The organism is Amycolatopsis roodepoortensis (assembly GCF_024628825.1).
In the GTDB taxonomy this organism is placed as follows: domain Bacteria; phylum Actinomycetota; class Actinomycetes; order Mycobacteriales; family Pseudonocardiaceae; genus Amycolatopsis; species Amycolatopsis roodepoortensis.
The window spans coordinates 5,717,216-5,742,728 of record NZ_CP102415.1 but is presented as its reverse complement, the minus strand read 5'-3'; the positions used below and the strand labels follow the sequence as shown (position 1 = coordinate 5,742,728).

Below are 25,513 nucleotides of genomic sequence, written 5' to 3'. Positions count from 1 at the left end.
GCGCATGGAAAACGCCATCTCCATCTCCGGCCTCCACAAATCCTTCGGCCGGACCAAGGCTTTGGACGGCCTCGACCTGCAGGTACCCGCCGGGGAGGTGCACGGTTTCCTCGGCCCGAACGGCGCGGGGAAGTCGACCACCGTCCGGGTCCTGCTCGGCCTGCTCCACGCGGACTCGGGCGACGTCCGCCTGCTCGGCGGCGACCCCTGGAAGGACGCGGCGCGCCTGCACCGGCGCCTCGCCTACGTCCCCGGCGACGTGAACCTCTGGCCCAACCTGTCCGGCGGCGAGGTGATCGATCTGCTGGGGCGGCTGCGGGGCGGGCTCGATCAGCGCCGCCGCAAGGACCTGATCGAGCGGTTCGACCTCGACCCCAGGAAGAAGGGGCGCACCTACTCCAAGGGCAACCGGCAGAAGGTCGCGATCGTTGCCGCGCTGGCCTCGCACGTCGACCTGCTGATCCTGGACGAGCCGACCTCGGGCCTCGACCCGCTGATGGAGGCCACCTTCCAGTACGCGATCCAGGAGGAACGCGAGCAGGGCCGCACGGTGCTGCTGTCGAGCCACATCCTCGCCGAGGTCGAGGCGCTCTGCGACAAGGTCAGCATCATCCGGAACGGCCACACCGTCGAGACCGGCACGCTGGCCGAGCTCCGGCACCTGACCAGGACGTCGATCTCCGCCGAACTCGCCGGCCCGCCGAACGGGCTGACCAGGCTGGAGAACATCCACGACCTCAAGGTCGAGGGCAACCGGGTCCGCTTCGACGTCGAAACCCGTTCCCTCGACGAGGCGCTGCGCCAGCTCACCCAGGTCGGCGTCCGCAGCCTGACCAGCCAGCCGCCGACGCTCGAAGAGCTCTTCCTCCGTCACTACACCACCGAAGCGAGCGCGAAATGACCGCGACGCTGGACCGTCCCCTGGTCGCCGGACCGGCGCACGGACTGGTCGGCACCTGGCATCTGACCAGGTTGGCGCTGCGGCGGGACCGGATCGTCCTGCCGATCTGGATCGTCCTGCTCGGGATCATGCCTTCGACGTCGTCGGGGACGTTCGAAACGCTGTACCCGACGGCCGCCGAACGGGCCGGGCTCACCGCGAGCATGGGCGCGAACCCGTCGCTTTCGCTGATCTACGGCCCCGCCTTCGATCTTTCGACCGCGGGCGGGTTCACCGCGTGGCGGCTCGGCGGGTTCCTCGCCCTGATCGCCGGGCTGATGGCGGTCTTCACCGTCACCCGGCACACCCGCGCCGAGGAGGACACCGGCCGCGCGGAACTGCTGGCCTCCGCGGTGGTCGGCCGGTACGCCCTGCTGACCGCGGGCGTGCTGGTGTCCGCCGGCGCGAGTGTCCTCATCGGACTCGTCGAGACCGGGCTGATGATCGGCGCCAAGCTGCCCGCCGCCGGCTCGCTCGCGCTCGGCGCCGCCACCGCCGCGACCGGGCTCGTCTTCACGGCGATCGCGGCGGTCGCCGTCCAGGTCGCCGAGTATTCGAGGACGGCCAACGGGATCGGCGCCACCGCGGTCGGGGTCGCGTTCCTGCTGCGCGCCGTCGGTGACTCGACCTCGGACGCGACCTGGGTTTCGTGGCTTTCCCCGATCGGGTGGGCGCAGCAGATCCGGCCGTTCGCCGACGAGCGCTGGTGGGTCTTCCTGCTGCCGCTGGCCGCGACCGTGGTGGTCGGCGCCGCCGGATACGCGCTGCTCCCGCGGCGCGACGTCGGCACCGGCATCATCCCGCCTCGCCCCGGCCCCGCCGAAGCGGCGGCGTCGCTGCGCAGCCCGTTCGCGCTGGCGTGGCGGCTGCACCGGGGTCCGTTGATCGGCTGGCTGATCGGCACGGCGGTCTGCGCCGCGGTGTTCGGCTCGGTGGCGAGCGGTATCGGCGACGTCGTCGGGGAAAGCCGGCAGGCGAAGGAGATCTTCACCCGGCTGGGCGGCACGGATGCGCTGGTCGACGCCTTCATGGCCGCGATGGCGGGCCTGTTCGCCATGGTCATCGCGCTCTACGGCGTGCAGTCCGCGTTGCGGCTCCGCGCCGAGGAGACCACGGTGCGGGTCGAGCCGCTGCTCGCGACGAGCGTGGGCAGGCTGCGCCTGCTGGGAAGCCACCTCGTGTTCACCTTCGGCGGCACGGCGCTGATGATGGTGCTCAGCGGTGTCCTTTTAGGACTGTCGAACGGTATGCGGGCAGGCAGTGTCTCCGACGCGATCGGGGACATGGTGCTCGCGTCGCTGGCGCAGCTTCCGGCGGTGTGGGTGATCACCGGCCTCGCCGTGACGCTTTTCGGCCTGGCGCCGAAGTTCTCGACGGCCGCTTGGGCCATCGCCGGGCTGGCGTTGCTGCTCAGCCTGTTCGGCCCGGTGCTGAACCTGCCGCAGGCGGTCGTCGACGCCTCACCGTTCTCGCACGTTCCGAAACTGCCCGCCGCGGAGTTCACCGCGACACCGCTGGTCTGGCTGACCGCGGTCGCCGTGGTCGCGCTCGTGGCCGGGCTCATGGGCTGGCGGCGTCGCGACGTCGGCTAGCCACAGGGGAAACCGTGAAGGCCGTCCGACGGGGTGGGCGGCCTTCACGGTACTTGCCGTACTTCGCCGCCGGACGTCACGACCAGTTTCGCGACCGGCACGCCGCCTCCGCACTCTTTTTTGATCGGATAGGCGATCGCCGGTGTCACGTCGAGGGTGTGGGGCCGGCCGTCGTCGAGGGTCACCGTGGTCCGCACCGGCGTGGTCGGCAGGCCCCGGGTCGGGATGAAGACGCGCTTGCCGCCGGGCGCGGACTCTGTCACGCAGGCACCGGCCCAGCACAACTCCAGCGACACACGGGTGACGCCCGGTGGGACGTCGAGGGATATCCCCTCCGACAAGCCGATGGCCGCACAGGCCGTCTCACCGGGATGGCAAGCGGCCAAGGTCGCGAGCAGGAGCAGGCAAACGGGCGCTCTTCGCATACCTGGACAGACGGCGCGAAGGGCCGCCCGGGTTGCCTCAGTCGCTACGGAACCCGGTGGTCGTCGACGACGGCGGCAGCTCCGTCGAGGTGGGTGAAGGCGTCACGGTCTTGGTCACCGTGCGCGGCGCCGGCGTCCGGGTGCGGGTGACGACGAGCGGTTCCGGCGCGCTGCCCGGCACGGTCACCGTGACCGGCCCGACCGAACGGGACGTCGTGACCGGGGATGGGGTCGTGCCGACTTCGTACACGCGGCGCTGCGGCTCGCGGCCCGCCACCAGGAGGGCGGCGACGAGCAGCCCGGTCGCGAGGCCGGCGATGGCCGCGACCGTGACGGAACCCTGGCTCGACATCCGGCACCCCCTCACCATGCGAAGCGCAGGTACGAGGACCACTCGTGACGATCTTACGTTTCGTTACGTTGCGTACGCAATCCGTCGACAACGATCCGCACGAGATGACGTTCTTCGAGCGAATACCGTTCGGCGGCCAGGCATCCGGCGATCAGGGCGCGCAGGTCGTCGCCGTCGATGTCCTCGCGGACGCCGCCCGCGGCCTGTGCCCTGGTCAGCAGCGCCTGCGAAGCGGCACGAAAGTCGTTGCCCGCGCTCGCTTTGAAACCCAGCCCGGTCGTCTCGGCGAGCGCGTCGCAGAGTGCCCGGTTGCGCGACGCCTGCTGGACGACGCGTTTGAAGAAGTCGAAGAACGCTTCGCCGGGGTCTTCGGCGGTCAGCAGTTCGCGCGCTTCCGCCGCGAACTGTTCGAGCCGGTCCACCACGACGGCCTGGAAGAGCGCTTCCTTGCTGGGGAAATGCCGGTAGACCGTACCCGCGCCGACACCGGCGATACGGGCGATCTCGTCTAGGGGGACGGCGAGGCCGTCGACGGCGAAGGCCTCTTCGGCGGCCGCGAGCACCTTCGCTCGGTTGCGGCGCGCGTCGGCGCGCAGCGCGGGCTTCTCCACTGTTCCCCTCCTCGAACCGGGTCCGGCGTTCCGATTCAACGCCGCCGCAGACGAGGGCATTCCTCACTGCACCGCGGTCTGCGTGCCCTCCGGCGGGAAAAAGCCCTGGACGGTGGTGAACAGGTAATCCCAGACACCCGGGATCAGCACCACCGCGGCGACCGCGAACACCGGGAAGATCAGCCGGTTCTCCACGTTCTTGCCGGTGCGGAACCGCAGCGCCTTGGGCGGCCGGATCTCGTACCAGGTCTCGCCCGCGATCGGGATCGGGAACAGGAACGGGCAGCCGGACTCGGTCAGCGCGTCGCCGAGGCAGTGCACGAAGCACCCGGCCGCGACGGCGACGCCGAGCCAGCCGGAGATCTCCGCGAGTTGCGCCGCCTTGTCCGGCGGGGCGGTCCACACCCACCAGGCGACCGCGGCGCCGCTGACCGGCAGGAGCCAGTCGCCGAGCGCTCCTTCGGCGAGCAGCAGGCCGAGGACGACGACACCGAACACCGCCCACGGGCCGCCCTCGGCGGTGCCCCAGGAGGTCAGGAAGCCGAGGCCGACGGCGAACAGCACGGTGTGCGAAAGATGGCGGTGCTTACCGGTGACCTTCTCGTCCCGGGGTCCCTTGGTCAGCGCGTACAGCGCCGCCGAAACCCGGCGGAGCAGCCAGGAGATCGCGCCGGTGAACCAGCCGAGCAGTTTCGACGCGCGGGCGCCCGGGTGGTCGAGGTCGGGAAGGAGGGCGAAGCCTGCCGTGGTCGCGGCGAACACGACCGCTTGATGCACCGTCCCCGCACCGACGACGGGCGCGAGCGCGAGCCCCGCGCACCATCCGGTCAGGGCATGCGTGCGCCCCATCATCGTACTGCCCCCAGGTGTCGCGGATCACGAGCCCACGACCGTATCGGGGGATCAGGCGGGAGGCTCCTCCGACACGCTGAGGTGCTCGGCGACGCCGGTGAGCTCGATCACCCGGCTCACCTGCGGGCTGGGCACGAGTTCGAGCTCGACCTCCTTCTCGGCGGCCTGACGCTGTGCCTGGAGCACCACGTTCAAGGCCGAGGAGTCGAAAAACGTCACGCCGGTCAGGTCGGCGACCACCCGACCCGACGGTTTGTCCGTGATCAGGGCCCCGAGGGTCTCCTGAAGCTGCGGGCTCGTCAGCAGGTCGAGCTCACCGGTGACCACCACACGCGGTTCAGACGCGTCGGCGTCCAGCGTGATGCTGAAACCGGGCGGCGTGGTGTTCTGGTCCGCTGCGGGCATGCACATTCTCCTCATCAGGTGAGAACCGACGCTCAGCGCCGGAACGCGCCTGTGGTCTCAAGCGACGGCCGCGCCCAGTCCGGACACGGACGCACGCTCTTCTTCGGCGGGTAGGCGTGGCTGTCCCCGCAACGACAGTCCCAACCCTAACCCAGTACGGACGGGGCGCCACGATCGCCGTCGCGCGCGTCGCCGACCGGTGCCCGGGACGCGCTCAATGCGCGGTCAACGCCTTGCGCCCGGCGCGGCGTTCGCGGAGGAACAGCTCGCGGCGCTCGATCTCGCCAAGACCACCCCAGATGCCGTACGGCTCCTGCACGGCGAGCGCGTGCTTGCGGCACTGAGCCAGCACGGGGCAGGTCTGGCAGATGGCCTTGGCCCGCGATTCGCGCCGCTCGCGAGCCGAACCGCGCTCGTTGTCCGTGTGGAAGAACAAGCTGCTGTCGGCGCCTCGGCACGACCCACGGAGCTGCCAGTCCCACTCTTCCGCCACCACGTTCGGCAGCCGGCTCACGTCAGCCATGTCGGTCCCCGCCTTCCCAGGAGATCGTTTGTCGCCGGTTACATGCCCGCCCCCTGCGCGGCTCAAACGTGGGTTTGGTTTGCTCACACCCAGGGCATCTGATCGATCGGCAGCGCAGCTGGAGAGAGGAACACACGTGGTGGACAACACCCCGCCCGGCGGCGAGGGCGCTCAACTCATCGAGGTACGCACGGCCGCGGTACCGCACGTGGTACCGACTCTCCGGACGATCGTCGCGGACATCGCGATGCGCCAGGACTTCGACCTGGACGCGGTCGAGGACCTCCGGATGGCGGTGGACGAGGCCTGCTCCATGCTGCTCCCCTCGGCCGCCGACGGGCACCTGACCTGCGTCTTCTCGTGGAAGGACGGGCGGATCGAGGTGACCGTCTCGGTGCTTTCGGATTCTCCGGAACCCGACGACGAGACCGGTCTGTCCTGGCAGCTGCTCACCGCGCTGGCGACGTCCGCGCGACGGAGTGTCACCCCGGCCGACGGCGGCTACCTGTCCAGGGTGGAGCTCATCCGGGAGAGCGAGGCGGCCCGGCCGTGACCGAACCCGTCGAGCAAGACGGCGCGGACGTTCCGGCCCTGTTCGAGCGCATGTGCGCGCTGCCACAGGACTCCCCCGAGCGCGAGACGCTGCGGGACGAACTGGTGCGCGCGCATCTCGAACTCGCGCGCAACCTGGCGCGCAAGTTCCGCAACCGCGACGAGTCGATGGAGGATCTGGTCCAGATCGCGACGATCGGGCTGATCCACGCCGTCGACCGGTTCGACCCCGGCCAGGGCAGCGACTTCCTGGCCTTCGCGGTCCCCACCATCTCCGGCGAACTGCGGCACCACTTCCGGGACAACAGCTGGTCGGTGCGGGTGCCGCGGCGGCTCAAGGAACTGAACGCGAACATCTCCGCCGTGCGCGAGGAGCTGACGGTCCGGCTCTCCCGCGCGCCGAAGCCCAGTGAGATCGCCGCCCATCTCGGCGTCCCGATCGACGAGGTCTACGAGGGTCTCCGTGCCGGCCAGGGCCGGTACGGCGCTTCGCTGGACAACCTCCTGGAGAACTCGGCGCACACCCGCTTCGGCGAGGCCGACGCCAATCTGAGCCAGGCGGAGCTGCGCGAGGCGCTGCGGCCGATGCTGGAACGGCTGCCCGACCGGGAGCGCAAGATCGTCGCGCTGCGGTTCGGGTCCGGGATGAGCCAGTCGGACATCGCGCGCCGTGTCGGTGTTTCCCAGATGCAGGTGTCGAGATTGCTGGCCGCCACGCTCAAGAAACTGCGGGAAGGACTGACCGAGACCGAACTCACCGACGGGACCTGATTCGACCACGGCCCTTGTGGGTATCAGGGAGGCGAACAGCGGATCTGAGAGTCTCTCGTGAGGGGAGGTGCGGAACCATGACGATGTCCAAGACGCGATCGGAGGGCTCGTTGCCGGTGGTCTCCCTCCCCTTGCCGGTCGATGTGACGGCACCCGCCGTCGCGCGGCAGGCGGTGCGAGCGACTCTGGCGGGCTTCGGCCTCGACGGCCCGTCGGTCGACGACGTCCTCCTGGCGACCTCCGAGCTGGTCACGAACGCCTTCGAGCACGGCGAGAAGCCGGACAGGCTCGAGGTCGAGTACTCCGACGGAAGGCTCACCCTGCGGGTCTTCGATTCCGGGACGAACCGGCCGAAGCTGAAGGAGCCGTCGCCGATGGCGGCGCGCAGCCGCGGTCTCCAGCTGGTGCACGCGTTGTCCGACGACTGGGGCCACGAGCTCTGCTCCGGCGGGAAGTACGTCTGGGCCGTGTTCAGTCTCGACCGGGCCGACGCTCCAGCTTGAGCGCGGCGTCCGTTTCGGCGATGCGCTCCCGGAGCGATTTCCGCTCCAAGGCCTCGACGGCGGCGATCAGTACCTCCCTGAGCGGGTACGGCAGTTCGGCTTCCAGCTGCGCGGCCGCGGCACTGGTCGCCGCCCACTCGGCTTCGAGCGTCGGCATCAGGCGCCGCGTCTTCTCGGTCAGCGAAACGATCCGCTGCCGGGCGTCGGTCCCGGGCCGGAGCGAGACGAGGTCCTGTCGCGCCATCTGCGCGATCGTCTGACTGGCCGCGGAATGGGTGACGCCGACTTCGGCGGCGAGGTCGCGGATGGGCAGCGGCCCGTGCGCGACGATCGCGCGGACGAACGGGGTGAACCGCGGGCGGTAGTCCCCCAGGCCGATGTCCTCGAAGAACGCGGCGACGTCCGCCTCGGTCACTTCGAGGACGTGCCTGAGCAAAGTGCCCATCCCTCGTTCGCGCGGCGGCCTCCCCACCAGCGGATCATAACGACATAATCGCCGGATGACGCCCGAAGAGCTGCTGACGACCACCCGGACCGTCCGCAAACGACTGGACCTGACCCGGCCGGTGCCTCTCGAACTGGTCAAACACGCCTTGCAGGTGGCGCTGCAGGCGCCGAGCGGATCGAACACCCAGCGCTGGCACTGGCTCGTGATCACCGATCCCGGGCAGCGGGCCGAGCTCGGGAAGCTGTACCAGCGGGCGTGCCGCGAGTACCTGGATTCCCCGCGGGCGGCCGGGAAACTGTTCGCGGACGACCCCCAACGGTCGAAGGTGCAGAAGCGCGTCGGCTCCAGCGTCGAGTACCTGGCCGACAAGATGGGCGAAGTGCCCGTGCACGTCATCCCGTGCCTGGAGACGAACAGCGCGGAGCTGCCCGCCGGCAACCAGGCCGGTCTGTGGGGGAACCTCCTGCCCGCGGTGTGGAGCTACATGCTCGCGGCGCGCGCCGTCACGCTCGGCACCGCGTGGACGACGCTGCACCTCGCGTACGAGAAGGAGGCCGCCGAGATCCTCGGGCTGCCGGAGAACGTGCACCAGGCCGCGCTGATCCCGACGGCGTTCTACACCGGCGACACCTTCAAGCCCGCCGCGCGGCAGCCGCTCGAAGAGGTCATGCGGCTGGATCGCTGGTGAGGTAGGACTCCAGCCGGTCCGCCAGTTCCTTGGGGTGGCTCAAGGGCACGGAGTGCGGGCCGTCGATCTCGTCGGGGGCGAAGCCGAGCCTGTCCTGGACGACCCGGCGCTGGAACTCGGGCGTGAAGAAACGGTCATCGCGCCCGATGAGCACCTTCGTCGGGACGTCCGGCCACGCGTCCAGCGGCCACGGCTGTCCCCATTCGGCGCTGACCTGGTTGCGGCCGTGCGAGCCCGCCTCCGCGACGATGTCCGCGGGGACGCCGTTGTAGAACTTCTCCTCGTCGGTGAGGCCCTCCGCGTCCTCGAAACCCGTGTTGCCCCACCAATCCCCCGGCGTCTCGCCCGGTTTCGGGATCATCGGGGTCAGCATCACGAGCAGCCGCGCCGAAAGCTTCCCGGCGGCGATCGGCGCGGTGAAGCCGCCGTAGGAATGGCCGAGCACCACCAGGTCTTCGCGGTCGCCGGCCGCGTTCACGACCGCGTCGACGTGCTCCGGGAAACCGGCCTTCTCGTCGTCGATCGGCAGGTTCACCGCGACGACGTCGTGCCCGCGGCCGGTCAGCTCCGCCTCGAGGAGGTGGAAGTCCCAGGCGCTGCCGCCACCGCCATGGATCAGTACGAAGGTCGTCATGGCCACAGCCAACCCGAAGGCGGACGGATCAGCAACGACCGAGCATGTCGCTGAGCGCGCTCTTCTCGGCGGTGGTGATCGTGAGGCCGTAGTAGTGCTTCACGGTGATCCAGTCGGTGGCGTAGGTGCACCAGAACGAGACGAGCGGCGGCTTCCACTGGTCCGGCGCCTTGTCGCTCTTCTCCTGGTTGACGTTGTCGGTGACGGCGAACAGCTGCGGGCGGGTCAGGTCGTTCGCGAACTGGCGCCGCTTCTCGTCGGTCCACGACTTCGCGCCGCTGACCCAGCTCTGCGCGAGCGGGACCATGTGGTCGATGTCGACGTCGGTCGGCTTCGTCCAGGTCTCGCCGTCGTAGATGCTCGTCCAGCTGCCGGAGGTCGGGGCGCAGTCGGAACCGGCCTTAACGTCCTTGCCGTCACGCTTGAGCACGAACTCGCGGGTGTTGCAGTTGTTCCCCTGGTTGTCCCAGTGCGGGTACTTCTTGCGGTCGTAGCCGTCCATCGAACCGCGCGGCGCGACGGTGAGCTCGTCCAGCTGCTTGCGCGCGTCGGCGGCGCTCGCGGGGTTGGCGGGCTTCGGCTGCAGCGCGTCGCCTTTGCCGCTCACGAACCAGAAGACCGCGAGCACGACGGCGGCGAGGGTGATCAGCAGGAGCAGCCGCTGAGCCGTGGTCATCTGGCTGGTACGCGTTGCCACCGCGCGGTTCCTCTCGACAGGGGGTTGGGGGGAGCGCCAAGTATCGCCGCGCGGCGCGGGGAAACCGGGTGCGACACGGCGATGACACCCGGTAGTTGTTGTCACATCGGGGCCCTGAGCAGCGACTACCCCAGCGACGCTGCCGGAAGGAGCGGGCTTGTGGGCGACGGAAAACGTAAGTGGAACACCCGGGTCGACGACTATCTGAACCGGAAGGCCGCGGAGCGCGGTCACGTGATCGCCATGGCGCGTATGGGATCCACCGCGTTGGAGCGCGGGGATCTCGACGAGGCGGAGGCGTGGTTCCGGAAGGCCGCCGAGGGCGGGGACAGGGTCGCGATGGGCAACCTGGCGCATCTCCTGACCGAGCGCGGCGTGCCCGAACAGGCCGAACGCTGGTACCGCGAAGCCGCGACCGCCGGTGATTCGCATGCCATGTCGCTTCTGGGAAATCTCTGCGCGAAACGAGGAGATTCCGACGCCGCCCAGGACTGGTGGCGACGGGCGGCCGCCGAAGGCCGGGTCGAGGCGATGGCGGAACTGGCGCGGGCGCTGCACCGGCGCGGCGAGCTCGAAGAGGCCGAGTACTGGGCGGGCGAGGCCGCGGAGGCCGGCAACGTCGAAGGGATGATCACGCTCGGCGCCGTGCTCTGCGACACCGGCCGGACGTCCGAGGCGGATCCCTGGTGGCGCAAGGCGAGTGAAGAGGCCGACGCGACGTCGTTGATCAAACTCGGCCACCAGGCCCAGCAACGGGGCGATCTCACGCGTGCCGAAAGCTGCTATCACGCGGCCGCGGCCGCCGGTGCCCCCGACGCCGCCGTCCGCCTCGGCCTGGTGCTGCACCGTCGCGGTGAACTCGACGCCGCCGAACGCTGGTATCTCAAGGCCGCCAAGCGGGGCGACGCGGCCGCGATGACGAACCTGGGTGTGCTGGCCAACGACCGGAACGATCCCGGCGAGGCCACCGCCTGGTACCGGAAGGCCGCGGAACTCGGCAGTGTTCCCGCGTACACCAACCTCGGCAGGCTCGCCGCCGACCACGGGAACTTCCAAGAGGCCGAGCACTGGTTCCGCGCGGCCGCGGACACCGGCGACCAAGCGGGGCTGAAGGATCTGGAGGAGCTGTACCGCAACCGTCAGCGGTACTAGGCCTTCCAGTTCCGCATCGCCGCGAACCCCTCACGCAGCCGCTGGAGTTTGCGGCTGCGGTACGGGTCTTCGCCGTCGTCGAACCGCCACCGCTCCTCGACGCCGGCGCGGAACACCGCGAGCCCCTCGAAACCGAGACCCGCGGTGAAGTCCGCGATGTTCACGTCGACCCGGCCCGAACCGTCGAGGTCCAGCCGCAGCAACCACTCCGCGAGCTCCTTGGGCTCCGGCGGCGAGTCCGCGCAAGCCTCGGCGTACAACGCGAGCGCGCCCCTCGCCTCGTCGCCGAGCGCGCCGAACGAATCCTCGACGAAGTCCAGCGCCTCCACCACCAGCTCGACTATGCGGCAAAGCAGCGGCCCGTCCATGAGTTCCCTGGCGGTGGCGAGCACCTCGCGCACCTTCTCGGTGTACGCGACCGTGCCCTGGAAGCCGACGAAACCGCGCAACCGCAACGTTCCCTCGACGTGCCGCCGCAACGCGTCGAGGTCGCCGCGGCCCGCCTTGAGCGAGAGTTTGCGGAACAGGGCCGGGTCCTCGTTCGCGTGCGCGACGAGCAGCTCGACCAGCTCGGCGCGGTCCAGGGTCTCGACGTACCCGCGGATGTCGGCCGCGCCGCCGTCCGCCACGCCCTCCAGGACCAAGAGCCCGACGGCCACGCAGTGCTTGCAGAAGAAGCCGTCCGCCGCGTGCGGGCAGGAGCACTCGCCGATCAGCTCGCCGTCGACGTTGCGCAACCGGACCGTGTACCGGTCGGTGCCGCTGACCACCGCCGTGACCCCGCCCGCGACGTCGTCCAGCGTCTCGACCGACTCCAGGTACTTGGCGCCACGCGCGAACGAGACGTCACCGGCCTGCCTGCGGAGTTCGTCCTCGCTGAACCACGTCACCGGCCTATTCTGCGCCTTGGCCCGGCGGCCCGAGGAACAACCCGCCGCTCGCCTCGATGACCTGCCCGGTCACCCACCGGGCGTCGTCGGAGGCGAGGAACGCGACGACGTCCGCGATGTCCTCCGCGGTGCCGAGCCTTCGGTGCGCCGTAAGGGTTTTGATGGCTGCCTCCAGCTCCGACGTGAAGATCGCGCCGTTGTCCGCGGTCCTGGTGGCGCCCGGCGCGACGACGTTGACCGTGATGCCGCGCGGTCCGAGCTGGTGGGCGAGGGTGCGGCTCATCGTCTCGAGCGCGCCTTTCGTCATCGCGAAGGACGTCTGCGCCGGGTTGGCCATCCTGGTCGCGACCGACGAGACGTTGACGATGCGGCCGCCGTCGTTCAGCGGTGCCCGCTGGATGAGGAAGTACGGCGCCTTCACGTTCACCGCCATCAGCCGATCGAAGCTTTCGGGCGTGTCCGACTCGATCGGGCCCGCCGGCTGGGCGGCCGCGTTGTTGACCAGGATGTCCAGGTTGTCGATGTCCTCCAGGGCTTTGTCGACACCTTCCATGGTCGACAAGTCGGCCTGTTCACTTGATCGCCTGATCGTCCGGATGCCGTCTTTCTCGAGCCTCCGCGCGATCGCCGCCCCGATCCCCCGTGACGCCCCGGTCACCAATGCCGTCTTCATCGCTCACCCCAGATGTTAGTGACTAACACTTTGATAGTGTCTACCACGTGAGCCTCCGAGACCGCCAGCGCGCCGAAACCCGGCTTCAGGTGCAGACGCACGCCATCCGCCTCTTCACCGACGTCGGCTACGACGCGACCACCGTCGCCGACGTCGCCGCGGCCGCCGGCGTCTCGGCGATGACGGTCTACCGGCACTTCCCGACGAAGGAGGACCTGGTCCTCTACGACGAATACGACCCCGTGACCGCTTCTGCCGTGCTTGATCAGCCTCCTGGCCCGCTGCCTGTGCGGATCGGGCGCGCGCTGGAGTCGACCGCCGCCTTGGGGTCTTCGCAGGAGAAGGCGTTCCTGCTGGCGCGGCTACGGCTGATGATCTCGGTGCCAGCGCTGCGGGCGCGGCATCTGGACAGCCAGTACGCGACGGCCGATGCGATCGTCACCGCTCTCTGTGGTCCCTCGCCTTCGCCGGATGAGGAGTTTCAGGTGCGGGCTACGGCTATGGCGTGCCTTGGCGCCGCCCACGTCGCGCTGGTGCGGTGGGCGGAGACGGACGGGGAGGCGGATCTGGCGGGGTTGATCCGGGAGGCGCTGACCAGCGTCTTTGGGGATTGACTTCGACGCGTCGCCCGATTGAAGCCCGATGCAGCTGGCGCACCCACTCAGGACCCTCTATCCGAGGTTGCCAGAATGGGCGGGTGAAGCGGCTCGCCACGACACCCGAGACAAGCACTCGGATGAGCAGACAAAAGTCGCGCGACACGAAGATCGAAGTCGAGCTGCGCCGCGCCCTGCACGCCGCCGGCTTGCGCTACCGCGTCCATCGACGACCAGTGAAAGGCGTGCGGCGCGAAGCCGATATCGTGTTCGGCCCGAGTCGAGTCGCCGTCTTCATCGACGGGTGCTTCTGGCACGGCTGCCCCGAACACGCGACATGGCCGAAGACCAACGCCGACTTCTGGCGCACCAAGATCGAAACGAATCGTCGGCGAGACCTGGACACAGACCACAAGTTCGCGGAAGCAGGCTGGCTCGTCATCCGCATCTGGGAACACGAAGCACTGCCCGCTGCGGTCGACAAGATTCACGAGGTGGTTCAACAGCGTCGCCACACACGGTCTCACCAGCCAAAATAGTGAAAGTCAAGCTCTATTTGACACATCCGCAACTGTCAAATAATGTTGTCACCCAGAAGTAGTACGTGATACACGTGGAGGGGTGGCGACAAGGATGACCTCTGGAGAGGTCGAGAAGTTCGGCACATGGCTGGCACGCCAACTCCGACGCACAGGCATGACCCAGGCAAGTCTCGCCGAAAGGCTGGACATCACGCGGGCAGCCGTGTCGGCATGGATCAACCACCGAGCCGAACCCCGCGAGGAAATGAAGCGAAAGATCGCCGCCCAGCTCGGCACAGACCCCTCCGCACTCTTCAATCTGTCTGCTGACGTGGCGGCCGAGTTGCCACGTCGATGGCAGCACCGCCCCGGCCACACCGATGGCGGCCGCGAGTACGGCAACGCTGCAGCTTTCGCCTTCGACGCCGATCTTGCGGGACTTGCGCGTGAAGCAACCCAGAACTCCCTTGACGAACGTTACGACAAGAAGAAACCGGTTCGTGTGCACTTCACTTTTCACGAACTTACTGGTGCATATCTGGATGCGTTCAAACAGGCCATCCAGTGGGACTCCCTCGAAGCGCACTTTTCGGAAGCAGCCAAGGCCGACCAGAAAGTATCCCGCAGCCTGAAAGCCGCCCTGGCCAACTTGGAGGAGACCCGGTCGTTGATTCTGCTTCGGGTCGATGACTACAACGCCTCCGGCCTGACTGGTCCCGAATACGACGATGGGCGGTATGCCGCAGTCGTCCGGCGCCAGCTCGACAGCCACAAGCACACCGGAGGACGCGCCGGTGGCTCTTATGGGCTGGGCAAAGCCACGCTCTGGGCAGCGAGCCGTTTCGGCATGGTGTTCATGAACAGCACATTGTCCCAGCCATGGGAAGGCCGTACCGAACGACGAGTCGTCGGCAGACTCGACCTGCCATGGCGCGAGGTCGGCGGAGTTCCCTACGCAGGCCCGGCCTGGTTCGGGGAGCCCGAGACCGAGACGAAGTACCCCGGCGTTTCCCGTTCATGGTGGGCTGACGAACGAACTCTTTCCGACCTGCACCTGACCCGAGTCGGCTCGGACCCCGGGACCTCTTTTCTCGTAGTCGGCGCGCACGACGCGTCGGGATCTGCCGAAACACTGGGAGAGATGCGCGAGAAACTCATCCATTCGCTGGAAGACAACTTCTGGGCCGCGATGGTGGGGGGTCGGACCGAGGTACCTCTGCTCGAGGCCCAAGTGACGACGCTACGCAATGGTCACATCGACAAGCCGGATCACCGCGTCGACCCCCGAGAACGTCACCCTGCTCTGACCCGTGCCCTTCGGGCCTACTTAGATGACGACACCGTTGCCGAACTGACCACCGCGGGCCAGGTCGCCAAGGCTGAAGTCCCCCTGGTCGTCACCCCACTGAAGGGCGGCAAGGGCAAAGGGGTCACACACAACGCGGTCCTGCTGCTCACTCACACGGATGAGGAAGACAAGCCGCTCAACCACGTGGTCCTGATGCGCGGTAACCGGATGAGCATCACCGATCACCGTCCGCGCGAGCTCCCGTTGGGCGCCTCGCCGTTCCGGGCGGTATTACTCGCGGGCTACGCCACTCGGGAACGAGGTGAGGACGTACAGCTCGCTGAGGAGTTTCTCCGTGCCTCCGAACCGCCCGAGCACAATAAATGGGATCGCACCGAAGAGCTGACCTCACTGTATGCCAGGGGAGCGCGACTCCGGCTCAAGGAGTTCCACACCGAAATCGACGAGGTCGTCCGCCGGCTGGTCGGACGTCGTGAGTCCAACAGCGACGAGGGACCGTCGTCGCTACTCGAGCTTCTACAGCTCGACGGCTCAGGTTCCCCTGGCAACCGCCGCGCACCAGGCACGGCCGCGATCGACAAGGTGGACGCTCGCATCGACGACAACGGAGCATGGAACGTTCGCGTAACCCTCAAACTGCCCGACGCACAGGACTTGTGGCAGCTCGCCCCGGTCGCCAAGTTCGCGGTGCGTTCCGGCGGTCGTCCGATCGTCGAGTGGATGTCACTGCACCCCGTCGACAGGTGCCGAGTCGAGGACGACTGCGTCTTGGTGGACCCAGGAGTACGCGCGGCAACTTTCGAAGGCGTTACCGACCCCGCCACCCATCCTGTGAAAGGCAATTTGGCCCGCCTCGTCATCGATCTCCAGAAGCCGCGCGGAGGTGTCGCGTGAAGCAGGTGTTCCCTTACAAGACTCTTTTCGGCGACATCAAGCTCGAGGTCGTGTCCGTCGCCGTCGATGGCGACTCGCTGCCGTACACAAGGATTTCGACGGGTGACCGAGTCGTGGCCCTGCACGACATCGGCCGCGACCGCTGGGAAGTCGCGACCCTGGGGCTGAATGCGTCAGTCCCGCGCGAGAAAGGACCGTGGGAGGATATCCGGTGCATGGCCGTCCTCGCCGAGTCCGCGACCAACGCGCGCCGAACCGTCGCCTTGACCAAGGTCGGACAGGACACCTGGACCGGCTCGATCGACTTGGTGCGGAGCAGGCACGTTCACCGCGCGACACTGTCGCTTGCCGTTGTCGCCACGGTCGACGGGATTCCTGGTCGAGTCATCAAGTCGACCGAGGAGAACTGGTATGCCGATCTGGACGCCGTCACGCCTCGGCGACGGCAGCAGGTCGAGATCGAGAGGATCGACTTCCAAGACGGGCCGAAGGAGTGGCTGCGCCCTTACCAGGATGCGCCGTGGATCGTCGATACGACCGACGCCGCACCGAAGGTCTACCTCAACACCTCCGCGATCCCTGAGTTGATCGAAGTTCTTTACGCCAAGGGCGGCACGCCGGAAGAACGGGCGCTTCGCGATACGACGTCAGCTCATATCGCCCAGGATGCCTGGGTAGCCATGTTCGAAAGCGCAATCAGCAGCCTGGAAGTGGACGAAGGCACACCCTTGCTGCCGAACGACTGGCGCAAGAACGTCATCAAGTCCATGCTGCCCAGCGTGTTTCCCGGCAGGACGTTCTCCGACGCTCTCTATGAGGTTCACAAACGACGGCAGGACGGCTATGGCTGGTCCGAACTCCAAACCGGCATCCACTACGCGGCCGCGAAACGCAGCCGGGTGACCAGGAGGCTGACCGACGCGGTCCGATCCGTCAAGGCCGAAAGGGACAGCCGATGAAGGCGCCAGAGGTGGGTATCGAAATCCCGGAGATTCTGGGGTCTCTTCCGAACGCCGTCGTGGCACGACACCTCACCACCGGCGTACTGTCGGGTCGCCAGATGCCACCGCATCTGACACTGCGGAAGGCAGCGGTGCCGCTGCCCGAAGGCGAGATGCGATGGCGGACGGCGCCGATCAGGGCGCTGGTCGAGGAAGCGATGCGCCGTTTCCAAGATCTCCGGACTCCGAAAGCCAGGGCTGCGGCCGATGGGTGGCTCGCTCCCCGGTTGCACGCGACTCTGCGGATGACCCGTGCGGAAGCAGCCGACAACGGCTTGTGGAACTTCATTGCCCTGATCGTGGCACCGGACTATGTCATCTGGCGCCACTTGGGCACGAAAGGCACCAAGGCGGTTCGGTTCAGCGGCCGTCACGACCTCCAGGCCTTCTCTCGCTTGTGGTGGGCTGCCGAGCTTTTTCGCAACGGGAGTGACTACCGGACAGTCGAGCTGGCATGTCGTTCCCAAGACGTGCTGGGATCCCCCATGCGGCTCGACGTTATCGACCACCGCCCGACAGCCTTGGCATTCCTTCGTGTCCTACAGGAGCCCCTGACCAAGCGCAGTCCTCGACACGGTGATCTCGTGAACGCCTTGTCATCCGCAGTGAACACCGCGGGAAGTACGTTGTTCTATGACGTACTCGCCCCGGAGGAGCCCGCCGACGACGATGCGCTCCGAATGTGGATCGAGGACGCAGCCGAGATGCCTGCGGTGCCGTGGGACCGGCTACCTGTCGGCCCTGATGACGGAGCCGTCGACGATACCTCGATCGCGCGCTTGACCCCACTCTTCGAGCGTCTGCTGAAAGAGGCTCCAAAACGGGATCGAAGCAAAAGAGTCAAGCCTATAGACGAGTGATATCGAGTTGCTCAGCCTCGACTCTCAGAGGAACGGTCTCGATCGGGCGAGAGTCTCGGGTAACTGCCCAGTTACCACTGACTGCTGAATCGAGGTCCTCCTCGATGGGCTTCCGACCGAAAGCTGCGGCCAGCACGTGGACGGCAAGGCGCGGCGGAATGGCGTTACCTATCTGCTGTCCGACGTCCTTGCCTGCCCACGGGTAGTCCTTCGGGAAAGTTTGGAGGCGCCCCGCCTCCGGGAGCGTGAATCGGGTTTCACTGCCGTCGGGCATAACCAAGCGATTCCGCATCACCTTTCCGGTGACGGTCGCGGAGGGCTCTACGGACTTTCGCTCTCCACGGGCTTTCGGATCGCCACCCGTCCCGTAATTGGAGACGACCTTGAAGGGTTTCTCGATACCGGTCGCCTCGGCCATGGTCACCCATTCACGAAGCGAAATATCACCCTCGCGACGTTCTACACCTTTCCGATACCGACGATGTGTCGGCTCGGGAAGCTTGGGAACCTCGCCATCGGTCAACCGTGCGATCAGAATCGCGCGCTTCCGGGTCTGCGGTACACCGAATTCTTCGGTGTGAAGAATCCCGCATACAGCTCGGTACTTCGGTTGCGACCTGGCGCCTTCCTTCATTTCGGAACCTTCGAGCGTTTCTCTGCCGAGACTCTCGAGCGCTTCCTTGAAAGCCACCCAGACGGGGAGCACAGCCGGTACCTGCTCCAGGACGATGGCCTCGTATGGCCGATTGTCCTGCCACGCTTCCAACGCCCAGCGGAGCGGCTCCAGCACGAGGCCGGTGCGCTCGTCGTCCAGTTCCTTCAGCTCGGGTCGGACGTCCTCACCTGTGGCCATGCGCTTGACATAGTCCAGGACTATATCCAGCGCGCGACGGCCTGCCCCTGTCCCCGCGACCGTGTATGTCTGGCATGGCGGACCACCCGCAAGCACCGTCGCCTTGGGGAAGTTACGGGGGCCGAAATCCCGGACATCGGCGTGGATCGTACTAAGACCCGCTGCCTTGCGGGTTTCGCACGCCGCGCCGTCCCACTCCACTCCGTCCACGGTGACACCGAGCCAGTGGGCGGCTACATCGAGTCCGCCTGGTCCGGCGAACAGGTCGACCATGTGGACCTGTTCGAGTGTGTTGGGTGGTTCCGCGGTCATGGTCCCGGATCCTATCCGGGACCATGAGAACGCAGGAATCAACACACGGCGAGAGCTTCTCTCACCGCTTCGCCCAGCGCCCGCCCGACCGGAGGCGGGCACGCCTGCCCGACCTGACGATACGTCGAAGTCTTGCGGCCCACGAACTGCCAGTCAGGAGGGAACCCCTGAAGAAGAGCCGCCTGTGCAACCGTCAAGCGAACCATACCTCGTGGGCCGGCTGCCGGATCCCATCGGAAGTCCTGGTCCGGCAGTTCGTCAGCCAGCGAGCCGCCGTTGACCCCCATCCTCTCCCACGCCCGTTTCGACCCTCGAGGGCCGAGATCGGCACCTCCGCGTTTTTCTGAACCGCCGACCAGCGTCGGCGCGACATGGGAGGCCATCGCCGCCCACTCTTCGGCCTGCGGCCAGCCCTGAGAGGCCATCGACTCGAACAACGTGCCACCGACGGTGCCGGCAGGTTCACCACTCGCGACCGGCGGCTTGAAAGCGTCGATTCCGTCACCTTTGAGCGCGACCAGGACACCCTGCTTCCGATCCTGCGGCACACCGAACTCGTTCGCGTTGACCACGAACCATTTGCACCGGTAATCCAGGTCTCGCAGCCAGTCCTCCACATAGCTCCGGACTCCCTGGTACTTCTCGTTCGTCACCAGATCCGGAACATTCTCGATGACCAGCGCCTTTGGCTGGACACCGGTGACGAGCAAAGCGGCAGCCTTCACGAGCGCGAGTTCGGGTTCCCCTCCGTCGGGGCGCGCGACAGCGGCCGTGGCCTTGACTCGCGGCAATCCGGCGACCAGCACGTCCACGTCGTACACCTGATCGTGCTCCGCCGGGTCGAGATCGGTGAAATCGGCATGCAGGACCGGCCAATCCGACATATTCGCGGAAAGGGTTCCGCATGCGTCAGGGTTGTTGTCCACTAGCAGCACCGGATCGAATCCCGCTTGGTGCATTCCAAGAGCAAGTCCACCTCCGCCCGCACACACTTCGAATGACGTGAGCCGCTTACCTGATTCTGCGTACGACGTGGAACACTCCACCATCTTTGCCATTCCCGCGGTCCCTCCATAGCCTCACCTCAGGAGAACCGAGTGTACTCGTCGTCACGTCGGCGACAGCTCGTTTATCGTCAACGATCGAGCGTGGTCCCGCGATCTATACCAGCCTTGTCCTGCTCGCCGACGCTGACGGCCGTCAGCCCCGTCGACACGATCCGCTCAAAACAGGATTGCCACACTGTGGTCGATAGGTCATAGTTAGAGCTGTCAACCAGACCCAGGAGCAGCCATGATGAACATGCATGAGCGAAAGGCGCAGCGTCGGCATTCGGCCGCCGCGTCCATCGCTGCGTGTTCGTCGCTTTGCTCCTGGCGACGTTCACGACGCTACGACCAGCGAGTTCTGGTCGACAAGGGCTCCCCATCATGACGCCATAGCGTTCGTCATGTCAGGGAGCCGCCCATCGGGAAACCGATCCGGGCGGCTTCTCTCTTTTTGCTGCGCGAAAGCAATTCCCTATCGGCGAGCTTGGGAAGCGGAACGGTCTCCAAAACCGTGTCCAGGGGGTTCGACTCCTCCCGCCGGTGCTCGACGCTGGCCACTTCAGCGCGAACCTTGAGAACTGAAGACTTTTCCCAAAGCTCGTCCCCGTCGTCGAAGAGGCGGCCAGGACGCGCGCCGGTGGAGGCGTGCACTCGCCTCCACTTCACCCCTGTAGCTCAGGTGGACAGAGCGCCGCACTACGAATGCGGAGGTCCCAGGTTCGAGTCCTGGCAGGGGTACTGGTCGGCGTATCCGAGGGGGATACGCCGGTCGGCGGATGTGGGGCTCTGGCGACCCGCCTGATGCGGGCTCAGTCACCGCGTCCGACGAGCAGCACCGAGGAGGATTGGCCGAGTCCGGTAAGGCAACCGTCCCGAAAACGGTGGTCGGCGTGAGAACGTCGCGCAGGTTCGAATCCTGCATCCTCCGCAAGCCCTCGTGGTCCAACGGATACGACGCCGGCGTCCGAAGCCGGGAACGCAGGTTCGACTCCTGCCGGGGGCACGGGATCATCGCGCTTCTTCCGGAGCTCGTAATCCCCGCGACGTCCAGCGCAGAGGCTCCGACACCAGCCCCGGACCTCGGCCTGAAGTGGTACCGCGATCGAGGACTCGCGTCGGCTGACCGACCGGGGCGGCAAGGGTCCTTCCCCTCGCGGAGTCCGGCCGCGGCCGCCGGACGCAGATCGCTTAGGCGTTAAGGGTTCTGCTGCGAGCACCGTGGCTTCGACACGAACTGAGCGCGCCGGTGCGGGAGCGCTCATGGTGCCCCTGCGGCGAAGCGACTGGTTCACGCAGATGATCCTCGACGAGACGCGCACGACAAGCACACTGCGGCTGGTTCTCATCGCGGCGGTGGTGATGCTCGCGATCACCTCGCCGCCGACGGCGCTGAGTCCACAACGGACAGACAAAAAGGCCCTCCCGCGAACGGGAGGGCCTTAGTGCTGTCTCAACCAGACGTGCGCCCGAAGGGATTCGAACCCCTGACCTTCTGATCCGTAGTCAGATGCTCTATCCAGCTGAGCTACGGGCGCTTGTTCAGTTATCAATCTAGCACCTGCCGGAACAGGTACCAGCGGAGGCTCCGGGATTTGAACCCGGGAGGGGGGGTTACCCCCAACCGCATTAGCAGTGCGGCGCCATAGACCAGACTAGGCGAAGCCTCCCAGGCCCAACGACCACTGCTCAAATAGGTTACACACCCCGCGGACCCCCTCGGAAGGCACCCCCCTTAGACGCGTTGCAGGGCTCTGAGCAGGCGATATGGGCGTCCACCGAGTCCTTCGGCTTCGAAGACGGCGACGCCGACTCGGGGGAGGTCGCGGGCTGCGGGGTAGGTCAGGTAGCGCGGGACCCAGCGGGGCCGGAACTTCGCGTTGAAGCGGTAGAGGGTCTCGATCTGGATCCAGCGTGAGAAGAATCGCAGTGTCCGGGCGGACAGGCGGGCGACGGGGCCGGCGCCGATGCGCTGGCCTTGCTCCAACACCGCGCGGAAGGCGGCGAAGTTCAGGGAGACGTGCTCGGCGGGGGTCGTCAGGAGCAGCTCGGAGATCATCAGTTCGTTGACGCCGTTGTCGGCGGTCCGGTCACGGCGCATGACGTCCAGGGAGAGGCCCTTCTCGCCCCAGGGCACGAACTGGAGGACGCCGCGCACCCGGCCATCGTGTTCGGCGGTCACCAGGATCGAGCCTGGGTCGCCCATGCGGCCGAGTGCCATCGAGAAGCCGCGTTCCGTATCCGTGCCGCGCCAGGTGGCGGCGAGGGTGCGGAGTTCGTTCAGCTCCTCGTCGCGAAGGTCTTCGGCTTTCCGGATGCGCGCGGTGTAGCCGGCGCGCTTCGTGCGCGAGACGGCTTGGCGGACTCCGCGCATGACGCGGCCTTCGAGGGTGAAGGTGCCGGTGTCGACGACGGCCTCGTCGCCGATCTCCAGCACTTCGAGTCCGAAGCGTGCCCAGACGGTCGCGCCCAGTTCCGAGCAGCCCATGGCCGCCGGGGTCCAGGCATACCTGCGGCAGACGTCCAGGTACTCCTCGATCGCGCCGGGCCACGCTTCCGGGTCACCGAGCGGGTCCGCCGAGCACAGCGCGACCCCGGCGATCACCCGATAGGTCACCGCGGCCTTCCCCGACTTCGAGAAGACCACGAACTTGTCCCGGCGCAGGGCGAAGTACCCGAGCGAGTCCCGCTCCCCCAGCAGCCCCCTGAGCCGCTCGACCTCGTCGTCGGTCAGCTCCGGCGCGGGTTCGGCCGAGCGGAGGAGGAAGTACGCCGCCAGCAGCACCGCGGCGATCCCGAACAGCAGGCCGACGGCGGCCGACAGGTCTTCCAGCCACAGCGCGGGGAACGTCACCGGGCCGCTCACGCCGGCCAGGGCCAGCGCCGACTGCGCCAGGCGGTCGCCGGCACCCGCGTCGACAGGCGCGACCGACAGCAGCACGAAGTTGATCGCGATCCCGGCGCCCGTCAGTTGCAGGAAGACCCGGATCGCGCGCCATCGGCCGGTGACCGGATCAGGCAGCGCGATGAAGTGGCGCCGCGTCGCGATCAGGGCGATCAGCAGCGCGAGCGACACGAGACCCGCGCCGAGGGCGTGCCGCAGCCCGAGGTGCGACACGGTCAGCAGCGCGGCGGTGGCGACCGCCAGCTGCCAGGCCCGCCGCTTGCGCCGTTTGAGACCGGTGGCGAGCAGCATCAGCAGCACACCGGTCACCAGCACGACCGTCGCCGCGCCGACCGTGGCCTCGTGCGGCAGTTCCAGCCATTCGGCGACGCGTCCGCGCAGGGTGCGCCGCCCGGCCGGGACCAGCACCGAGACCACGGCCAGCAGTCCGGCCAGCCGTGTCACCCAGGTGATCACCGCCACCGAGGTGGCACCCGCCACCCGCCAAGCGCCCGCCAACTTCCGTCCCTACGTTCAGCTCCTCGCCAGCTCCACGAACGGTACAAGGGCGTCGGGGTTCAGCAGGGCGTCCCGGCTCACGGCGCGATCAGGGGAAACACCCGAAAGGATCTTCTTGACCGGAACCTCGCACTTCTTGCCGTTGAGCGTCCGGGGCACCTCACTCACCTGGACGAACCGGTCGGGCACGTGCCGCGGCGAGAGGGCCCCGCGCAGTTCCTTGCGCAGGACGGGCTCGACCTCGTCGAGCGACGCGCCCTCGGCCAGCACGAGGAAACACAGGAGCTGCCCGTCCTCGTTCCCCGCCGCCGACGTGTCGATCACCAGCGAGTCGGCCACCTGGTCGAACGACTCCACGACCCGGTAGAACTCGGCCGTGCCCATCCGGACGCCGCCACGGTTGAGCGTCGAGTCGCTGCGCCCGTAGATGACGGCGGAGCCGCGTCCGGTGATCCGGATCCAGTCGCCGTGCCGCCAGATCCCGGGGTACATCTCGAAGTACGCCTCGCGCAGCCGCGAGCCGTCCGGGTCGTTCCAGAAGAACACCGGCATCGACGGCATCGGCTCGGTGATCACCAGTTCGCCGACCGTCTCCACCACGGGTTTCCCGGCCTCGTCGAACGCGGCGACGGCGGCGCCGAGCGCGCGGACCGAGAGTTCGCCCAGCCAGACCGGGACGTCCGGGGCCGACGCGACGAACGCCGCGCACAGGTCCGTGCCGCCGGACACCGAGCAGATCTGGACGCGTTTGCCGACCTCGTCGACGATCCACCGGAAGCCCTCGACGCTCAGCGGCGCGCCGGTGGAGCCCAAGGCGCGCAACGCGGTGAGGTCGTACCGCTCGGCCGGTTTGATACCGGCCTTCAGGCAGCTCTGGATGTACGGCGCCGACGTGCCGAAGTAGGTGACGCGGTGCTGCTCGGCCAGGTGCCACAACACGTTCAGGTCCGGATGGCCGGGGCTGCCGTCGTAGAGCACGATCGTGGTGCCGGTCAGCAGGCCGGAGATGAGGAAGTTCCACATCATCCAGCCGGTGGTGGTGAACCAGAAGAACCGATCGCCGGGGCCGAGATCGCTTTGCAGGGCAAGGGCTTTGAGGTGTTCGAGGGTGATCCCGCCGTGCCCGTGGACGATGCCCTTCGGCAGGCCGGTGGTCCCCGAGGAGTACAGCACCCACAGCGGGTGGGCGAAGTCGACGGGCTCGAACGCCAGCTCCGCGCCTTCGTTGTCGGCGAGCAGCTGGTCCCAGTCGAGCGTGCCGTCGAGGCGGCCGCCGGCGTAGTCGACGAGCACGGTGGCTTCGAGCGAGGGGATCTCGTCCCGCAGGGAGTTCACCGTCGACCGGCTGTCGAACCACCGTCCATTGTAGACGTAGCCGTTGACCGCGATCAGCACCTTCGGCTCGATCTGCGCGAAACGGTCGGTGATCGCGCGGACGCCGAAGTCCGGCGAGCACGACGACCAGATCGCGCCGAGGCTCGCGGTGGCGAGGAAGGCGATCAGCGTCTGCGGGCAGTTCGGCGCCAGCGCGACGACCCTGTCCCCTTTGGACACTCCCAGCTTGCGCAGCCCTTCCCGCGCGGAGGCGACGGCGGACCGCAGGGCGCCGTACCTCAGCTGCGACGAGAGGCCGTCTTCGCGGTGGAAGATCACGGCGACCTCGTCGTCGGCCTTCGCGGCGCCCGCGACACCGGGCATGAGCGAGTGCTCGGCGTAGTTCAGCGTGCCGCCCGCGAACCACCGGGCGTTCGGCATCTCGCCGGAGAGCACCTCGCCGGGCTGGTCGTGCCAGCGCACGCCGAGGAAGCCGGCGACGGCGGACCAGAACTCCGGCCCGCGCTGGACGGAGAACTCCCACAACGCGTTGTAGTCGTCGACCTCCACGCCGCGTTCGGTGCGCAGCCACTGGCGGAACGCGTCGATCTTGGTGTCGGGCAGGCGGCTCGGCTCAGGGCGCCAGAGCACTTCTGGGGCGTCGGCGGTGTGCGTCACCCCGCGATGTTAACCCTC

The 25,513-nt window shown here is 67.7% G+C and carries 28 protein-coding genes and 6 tRNA genes; 17 read left to right on the top strand and 17 right to left on the bottom strand.

What is annotated here, in order from left to right; translation table 11 throughout:
- Positions 1-4: 4 nt before the first annotated feature.
- Positions 5-901: an ABC transporter ATP-binding protein gene (locus tag NQK81_RS27335; RefSeq protein WP_257483770.1), complete on the top strand. Its 897-nt coding sequence runs from the start codon at positions 5-7 to the stop codon at positions 899-901.
- Positions 898-2,532 (top strand): ABC transporter permease, encoded by a 1,635-nt coding sequence (locus tag NQK81_RS27330; protein WP_257483769.1) that lies wholly within the window; start codon positions 898-900, stop codon positions 2,530-2,532. The genes NQK81_RS27335 and NQK81_RS27330 overlap by 4 nt, the downstream gene beginning before the upstream one ends.
- A 44-nt stretch (positions 2,533-2,576) precedes the next feature.
- Here NQK81_RS27330 and NQK81_RS27325 read toward each other — a convergent pair whose 3' ends face one another.
- The 6 genes from NQK81_RS27325 to NQK81_RS27300 form a co-directional block, all read right to left on the bottom strand.
- On the bottom strand, positions 2,577-2,957 hold the full coding sequence (locus NQK81_RS27325; protein ID WP_257483768.1) for a hypothetical protein: 381 nt from the start codon (positions 2,955-2,957) through the stop codon (positions 2,577-2,579).
- A 37-nt stretch (positions 2,958-2,994) separates the two neighbouring features.
- Entirely contained in the window at positions 2,995-3,309 is a 315-nt protein-coding gene (locus NQK81_RS27320) for a superantigen-like protein SSL4 (protein WP_257483767.1), read from the bottom strand.
- Positions 3,310-3,362: 53 nt separating this feature from the next.
- Entirely contained in the window at positions 3,363-3,920 is a 558-nt protein-coding gene (locus tag NQK81_RS27315; RefSeq protein WP_257483766.1) for a TetR/AcrR family transcriptional regulator, read from the bottom strand.
- A gap of 63 nt (positions 3,921-3,983) precedes the next feature.
- Positions 3,984-4,769 (bottom strand): metal-dependent hydrolase, encoded by a 786-nt coding sequence (locus tag NQK81_RS27310; protein WP_126732362.1) that lies wholly within the window; start codon positions 4,767-4,769, stop codon positions 3,984-3,986.
- A 54-nt stretch (positions 4,770-4,823) separates the two neighbouring features.
- On the bottom strand, positions 4,824-5,177 hold the full coding sequence (locus NQK81_RS27305) for an STAS domain-containing protein (protein WP_126732363.1): 354 nt from the start codon (positions 5,175-5,177) through the stop codon (positions 4,824-4,826).
- 214 nt (positions 5,178-5,391) lie between these two features.
- Positions 5,392-5,700, bottom strand: a complete 309-nt coding sequence (locus NQK81_RS27300) for a WhiB family transcriptional regulator (RefSeq protein WP_037315146.1) — start codon at positions 5,698-5,700, stop codon at positions 5,392-5,394.
- A 136-nt stretch (positions 5,701-5,836) separates the two neighbouring features.
- Between NQK81_RS27300 and NQK81_RS27295 the strand changes: the two genes are divergently transcribed.
- From NQK81_RS27295 to NQK81_RS27285, 3 genes are all read left to right on the top strand, one after another.
- On the top strand, positions 5,837-6,253 hold the full coding sequence (locus tag NQK81_RS27295; RefSeq protein WP_016330768.1) for an ATP-binding protein: 417 nt from the start codon (positions 5,837-5,839) through the stop codon (positions 6,251-6,253).
- Positions 6,250-7,023: a SigB/SigF/SigG family RNA polymerase sigma factor gene (locus NQK81_RS27290; protein ID WP_306855993.1), complete on the top strand. Its 774-nt coding sequence runs from the start codon at positions 6,250-6,252 to the stop codon at positions 7,021-7,023. Before NQK81_RS27295 ends, NQK81_RS27290 begins: the two co-directional genes overlap by 4 nt.
- A 77-nt stretch (positions 7,024-7,100) precedes the next feature.
- Entirely contained in the window at positions 7,101-7,526 is a 426-nt protein-coding gene (locus tag NQK81_RS27285) for an ATP-binding protein (protein WP_257483765.1), read from the top strand.
- Here the strand turns inward: NQK81_RS27285 and NQK81_RS27280 are convergent.
- Positions 7,495-7,971 carry a MarR family transcriptional regulator gene (locus NQK81_RS27280; RefSeq protein WP_257489860.1) on the bottom strand — a complete coding sequence of 159 codons (477 nt, stop codon included), beginning with the start codon at positions 7,969-7,971 and terminating at the stop codon, positions 7,495-7,497. The two genes, NQK81_RS27285 and NQK81_RS27280, sit on opposite strands and share 32 nt — an antisense overlap.
- A gap of 55 nt (positions 7,972-8,026) precedes the next feature.
- On the opposite strand from NQK81_RS27280, the gene NQK81_RS27275 reads away from it, so the two are divergent.
- Entirely contained in the window at positions 8,027-8,662 is a 636-nt protein-coding gene (locus NQK81_RS27275; RefSeq protein WP_257483764.1) for a nitroreductase family protein, read from the top strand.
- On the opposite strand, the gene NQK81_RS27270 is transcribed toward NQK81_RS27275, so the two are convergent.
- Entirely contained in the window at positions 8,640-9,296 is a 657-nt protein-coding gene (locus NQK81_RS27270; protein WP_257483763.1) for an alpha/beta fold hydrolase, read from the bottom strand. The genes NQK81_RS27275 and NQK81_RS27270 overlap by 23 nt on opposite strands.
- A gap of 28 nt (positions 9,297-9,324) precedes the next feature.
- A complete protein-coding gene (locus NQK81_RS27265) occupies positions 9,325-9,993 on the bottom strand; it encodes an HNH endonuclease family protein (protein ID WP_038507695.1) in 669 nt (222 codons plus the stop codon).
- Between the two features lie 159 nt (positions 9,994-10,152).
- Between NQK81_RS27265 and NQK81_RS27260 the strand changes: the two genes are divergently transcribed.
- The gene (locus NQK81_RS27260; protein ID WP_126732369.1) at positions 10,153-11,145 is read left to right on the top strand and encodes an SEL1-like repeat protein; all 993 of its coding nucleotides are present in this window, start codon (positions 10,153-10,155) and stop codon (positions 11,143-11,145) included.
- Here NQK81_RS27260 and NQK81_RS27255 read toward each other — a convergent pair.
- Together NQK81_RS27255 and NQK81_RS27250 are read right to left on the bottom strand one after the other, a co-directional pair.
- Positions 11,142-12,035 carry an SWIM zinc finger family protein gene (locus NQK81_RS27255; RefSeq protein ID WP_257483762.1) on the bottom strand — a complete coding sequence of 298 codons (894 nt, stop codon included), beginning with the start codon at positions 12,033-12,035 and terminating at the stop codon, positions 11,142-11,144. The genes NQK81_RS27260 and NQK81_RS27255 overlap by 4 nt on opposite strands.
- 4 nt (positions 12,036-12,039) lie before the next feature.
- Positions 12,040-12,708, bottom strand: coding sequence for an SDR family oxidoreductase (locus NQK81_RS27250; protein ID WP_257483761.1), 669 nt, complete (start codon positions 12,706-12,708; stop codon positions 12,040-12,042).
- 47 nt (positions 12,709-12,755) lie between these two features.
- Between NQK81_RS27250 and NQK81_RS27245 the strand changes: the two genes are divergently transcribed.
- The 5 genes from NQK81_RS27245 (at position 12,756) to NQK81_RS27225 (ending at position 17,889) form a co-directional block, all read left to right on the top strand.
- A complete protein-coding gene (locus tag NQK81_RS27245) occupies positions 12,756-13,322 on the top strand; it encodes a TetR/AcrR family transcriptional regulator (protein WP_257483760.1) in 567 nt (188 codons plus the stop codon).
- A gap of 122 nt (positions 13,323-13,444) precedes the next feature.
- Positions 13,445-13,843, top strand: a complete 399-nt coding sequence (locus NQK81_RS27240; protein ID WP_257489859.1) for a very short patch repair endonuclease — start codon at positions 13,445-13,447, stop codon at positions 13,841-13,843.
- A 94-nt stretch (positions 13,844-13,937) separates the two neighbouring features.
- A complete protein-coding gene (locus NQK81_RS27235; protein ID WP_257483759.1) occupies positions 13,938-16,028 on the top strand; it encodes a helix-turn-helix transcriptional regulator in 2,091 nt (696 codons plus the stop codon).
- A complete protein-coding gene (locus NQK81_RS27230; protein ID WP_257483758.1) occupies positions 16,025-16,987 on the top strand; it encodes a hypothetical protein in 963 nt (320 codons plus the stop codon). Before NQK81_RS27235 ends, NQK81_RS27230 begins: the two co-directional genes overlap by 4 nt.
- Positions 16,988-16,998: 11 nt before the next feature.
- Complete coding sequence (locus NQK81_RS27225; RefSeq protein WP_257483757.1) at positions 16,999-17,889, top strand: DUF6339 family protein; 891 nt, start codon at positions 16,999-17,001, stop codon at positions 17,887-17,889.
- Here the strand turns inward: NQK81_RS27225 and NQK81_RS27220 are convergent.
- The gene (locus NQK81_RS27220) at positions 17,876-19,054 is read right to left on the bottom strand and encodes a DNA cytosine methyltransferase (RefSeq protein ID WP_257483756.1); all 1,179 of its coding nucleotides are present in this window, start codon (positions 19,052-19,054) and stop codon (positions 17,876-17,878) included. The genes NQK81_RS27225 and NQK81_RS27220 overlap by 14 nt on opposite strands.
- Positions 19,055-19,092: 38 nt before the next feature.
- Complete coding sequence (locus NQK81_RS27215; protein ID WP_257483755.1) at positions 19,093-20,013, bottom strand: DNA cytosine methyltransferase; 921 nt, start codon at positions 20,011-20,013, stop codon at positions 19,093-19,095.
- A 564-nt stretch (positions 20,014-20,577) separates the two neighbouring features.
- Between NQK81_RS27215 and NQK81_RS27210 the strand changes: the two genes are divergently transcribed.
- The 5 genes from NQK81_RS27210 to NQK81_RS27190 all read left to right on the top strand — a co-directional run bounded on the left by NQK81_RS27210 (position 20,578) and on the right by NQK81_RS27190 (position 21,546).
- Positions 20,578-20,646: transfer RNA gene (locus tag NQK81_RS27210), tRNA-Trp, on the top strand.
- Positions 20,647-20,767: 121 nt separating this feature from the next.
- Positions 20,768-20,841, top strand: a tRNA-Arg gene (locus NQK81_RS27205).
- Positions 20,842-20,942: 101 nt separating this feature from the next.
- A tRNA-Ser gene (locus tag NQK81_RS27200) sits at positions 20,943-21,031 on the top strand.
- A 3-nt stretch (positions 21,032-21,034) separates the two neighbouring features.
- Positions 21,035-21,106 (top strand) — tRNA-Arg (locus tag NQK81_RS27195).
- Positions 21,107-21,363: 257 nt separating this feature from the next.
- Positions 21,364-21,546: a hypothetical protein gene (locus tag NQK81_RS27190; protein ID WP_257483754.1), complete on the top strand. Its 183-nt coding sequence runs from the start codon at positions 21,364-21,366 to the stop codon at positions 21,544-21,546.
- 18 nt (positions 21,547-21,564) lie between these two features.
- Here the strand turns inward: NQK81_RS27190 and NQK81_RS27185 are convergent.
- The 4 genes from NQK81_RS27185 to NQK81_RS27170 form a co-directional block, all read right to left on the bottom strand.
- A tRNA-Arg gene (locus NQK81_RS27185) sits at positions 21,565-21,638 on the bottom strand.
- 42 nt (positions 21,639-21,680) lie between these two features.
- Positions 21,681-21,770: transfer RNA gene (locus NQK81_RS27180), tRNA-Ser, on the bottom strand.
- Between the two features lie 65 nt (positions 21,771-21,835).
- On the bottom strand, positions 21,836-23,485 hold the full coding sequence (locus NQK81_RS27175) for a phosphatidylglycerol lysyltransferase domain-containing protein (RefSeq protein ID WP_257489858.1): 1,650 nt from the start codon (positions 23,483-23,485) through the stop codon (positions 21,836-21,838).
- Between the two features lie 33 nt (positions 23,486-23,518).
- Positions 23,519-25,495 (bottom strand): acetoacetate--CoA ligase, encoded by a 1,977-nt coding sequence (locus NQK81_RS27170; RefSeq protein ID WP_257483753.1) that lies wholly within the window; start codon positions 25,493-25,495, stop codon positions 23,519-23,521.
- Between the last annotated feature and the right edge of the window lie 18 nt (positions 25,496-25,513).

Excerpts from the sequence above, each read along its gene's own strand:
- NQK81_RS27335 (WP_257483770.1), top strand. The coding sequence starts at position 5 with ATGGAAAACGCCATCTCCATCTCCGGCCTCCACAAATCCTTCGGCCGG.
- NQK81_RS27330 (WP_257483769.1), top strand. The coding sequence starts at position 898 with ATGACCGCGACGCTGGACCGTCCCCTGGTCGCCGGACCGGCGCACGGA.
- NQK81_RS27325 (WP_257483768.1), bottom strand. The coding sequence starts at position 2,957 with ATGCGAAGAGCGCCCGTTTGCCTGCTCCTGCTCGCGACCTTGGCCGCT.
- NQK81_RS27320 (WP_257483767.1), bottom strand. The coding sequence starts at position 3,309 with ATGTCGAGCCAGGGTTCCGTCACGGTCGCGGCCATCGCCGGCCTCGCG.
- NQK81_RS27310 (WP_126732362.1), bottom strand. The coding sequence starts at position 4,769 with ATGGGGCGCACGCATGCCCTGACCGGATGGTGCGCGGGGCTCGCGCTC.
- NQK81_RS27305 (WP_126732363.1), bottom strand. The coding sequence starts at position 5,177 with ATGCCCGCAGCGGACCAGAACACCACGCCGCCCGGTTTCAGCATCACG.
- NQK81_RS27300 (WP_037315146.1), bottom strand. The coding sequence starts at position 5,700 with ATGGCTGACGTGAGCCGGCTGCCGAACGTGGTGGCGGAAGAGTGGGAC.
- NQK81_RS27285 (WP_257483765.1), top strand. The coding sequence starts at position 7,101 with ATGACGATGTCCAAGACGCGATCGGAGGGCTCGTTGCCGGTGGTCTCC.
- NQK81_RS27280 (WP_257489860.1), bottom strand. The coding sequence starts at position 7,971 with ATGGGCACTTTGCTCAGGCACGTCCTCGAAGTGACCGAGGCGGACGTC.
- NQK81_RS27275 (WP_257483764.1), top strand. The coding sequence starts at position 8,027 with ATGACGCCCGAAGAGCTGCTGACGACCACCCGGACCGTCCGCAAACGA.
- NQK81_RS27270 (WP_257483763.1), bottom strand. The coding sequence starts at position 9,296 with ATGACGACCTTCGTACTGATCCATGGCGGTGGCGGCAGCGCCTGGGAC.
- NQK81_RS27250 (WP_257483761.1), bottom strand. The coding sequence starts at position 12,708 with ATGAAGACGGCATTGGTGACCGGGGCGTCACGGGGGATCGGGGCGGCG.
- NQK81_RS27240 (WP_257489859.1), top strand. The coding sequence starts at position 13,445 with ATGAGCAGACAAAAGTCGCGCGACACGAAGATCGAAGTCGAGCTGCGC.
- NQK81_RS27235 (WP_257483759.1), top strand. The coding sequence starts at position 13,938 with ATGACCTCTGGAGAGGTCGAGAAGTTCGGCACATGGCTGGCACGCCAA.
- NQK81_RS27220 (WP_257483756.1), bottom strand. The coding sequence starts at position 19,054 with ATGACCGCGGAACCACCCAACACACTCGAACAGGTCCACATGGTCGAC.
- NQK81_RS27215 (WP_257483755.1), bottom strand. The coding sequence starts at position 20,013 with ATGCACCAAGCGGGATTCGATCCGGTGCTGCTAGTGGACAACAACCCT.
- NQK81_RS27190 (WP_257483754.1), top strand. The coding sequence starts at position 21,364 with ATGGTGCCCCTGCGGCGAAGCGACTGGTTCACGCAGATGATCCTCGAC.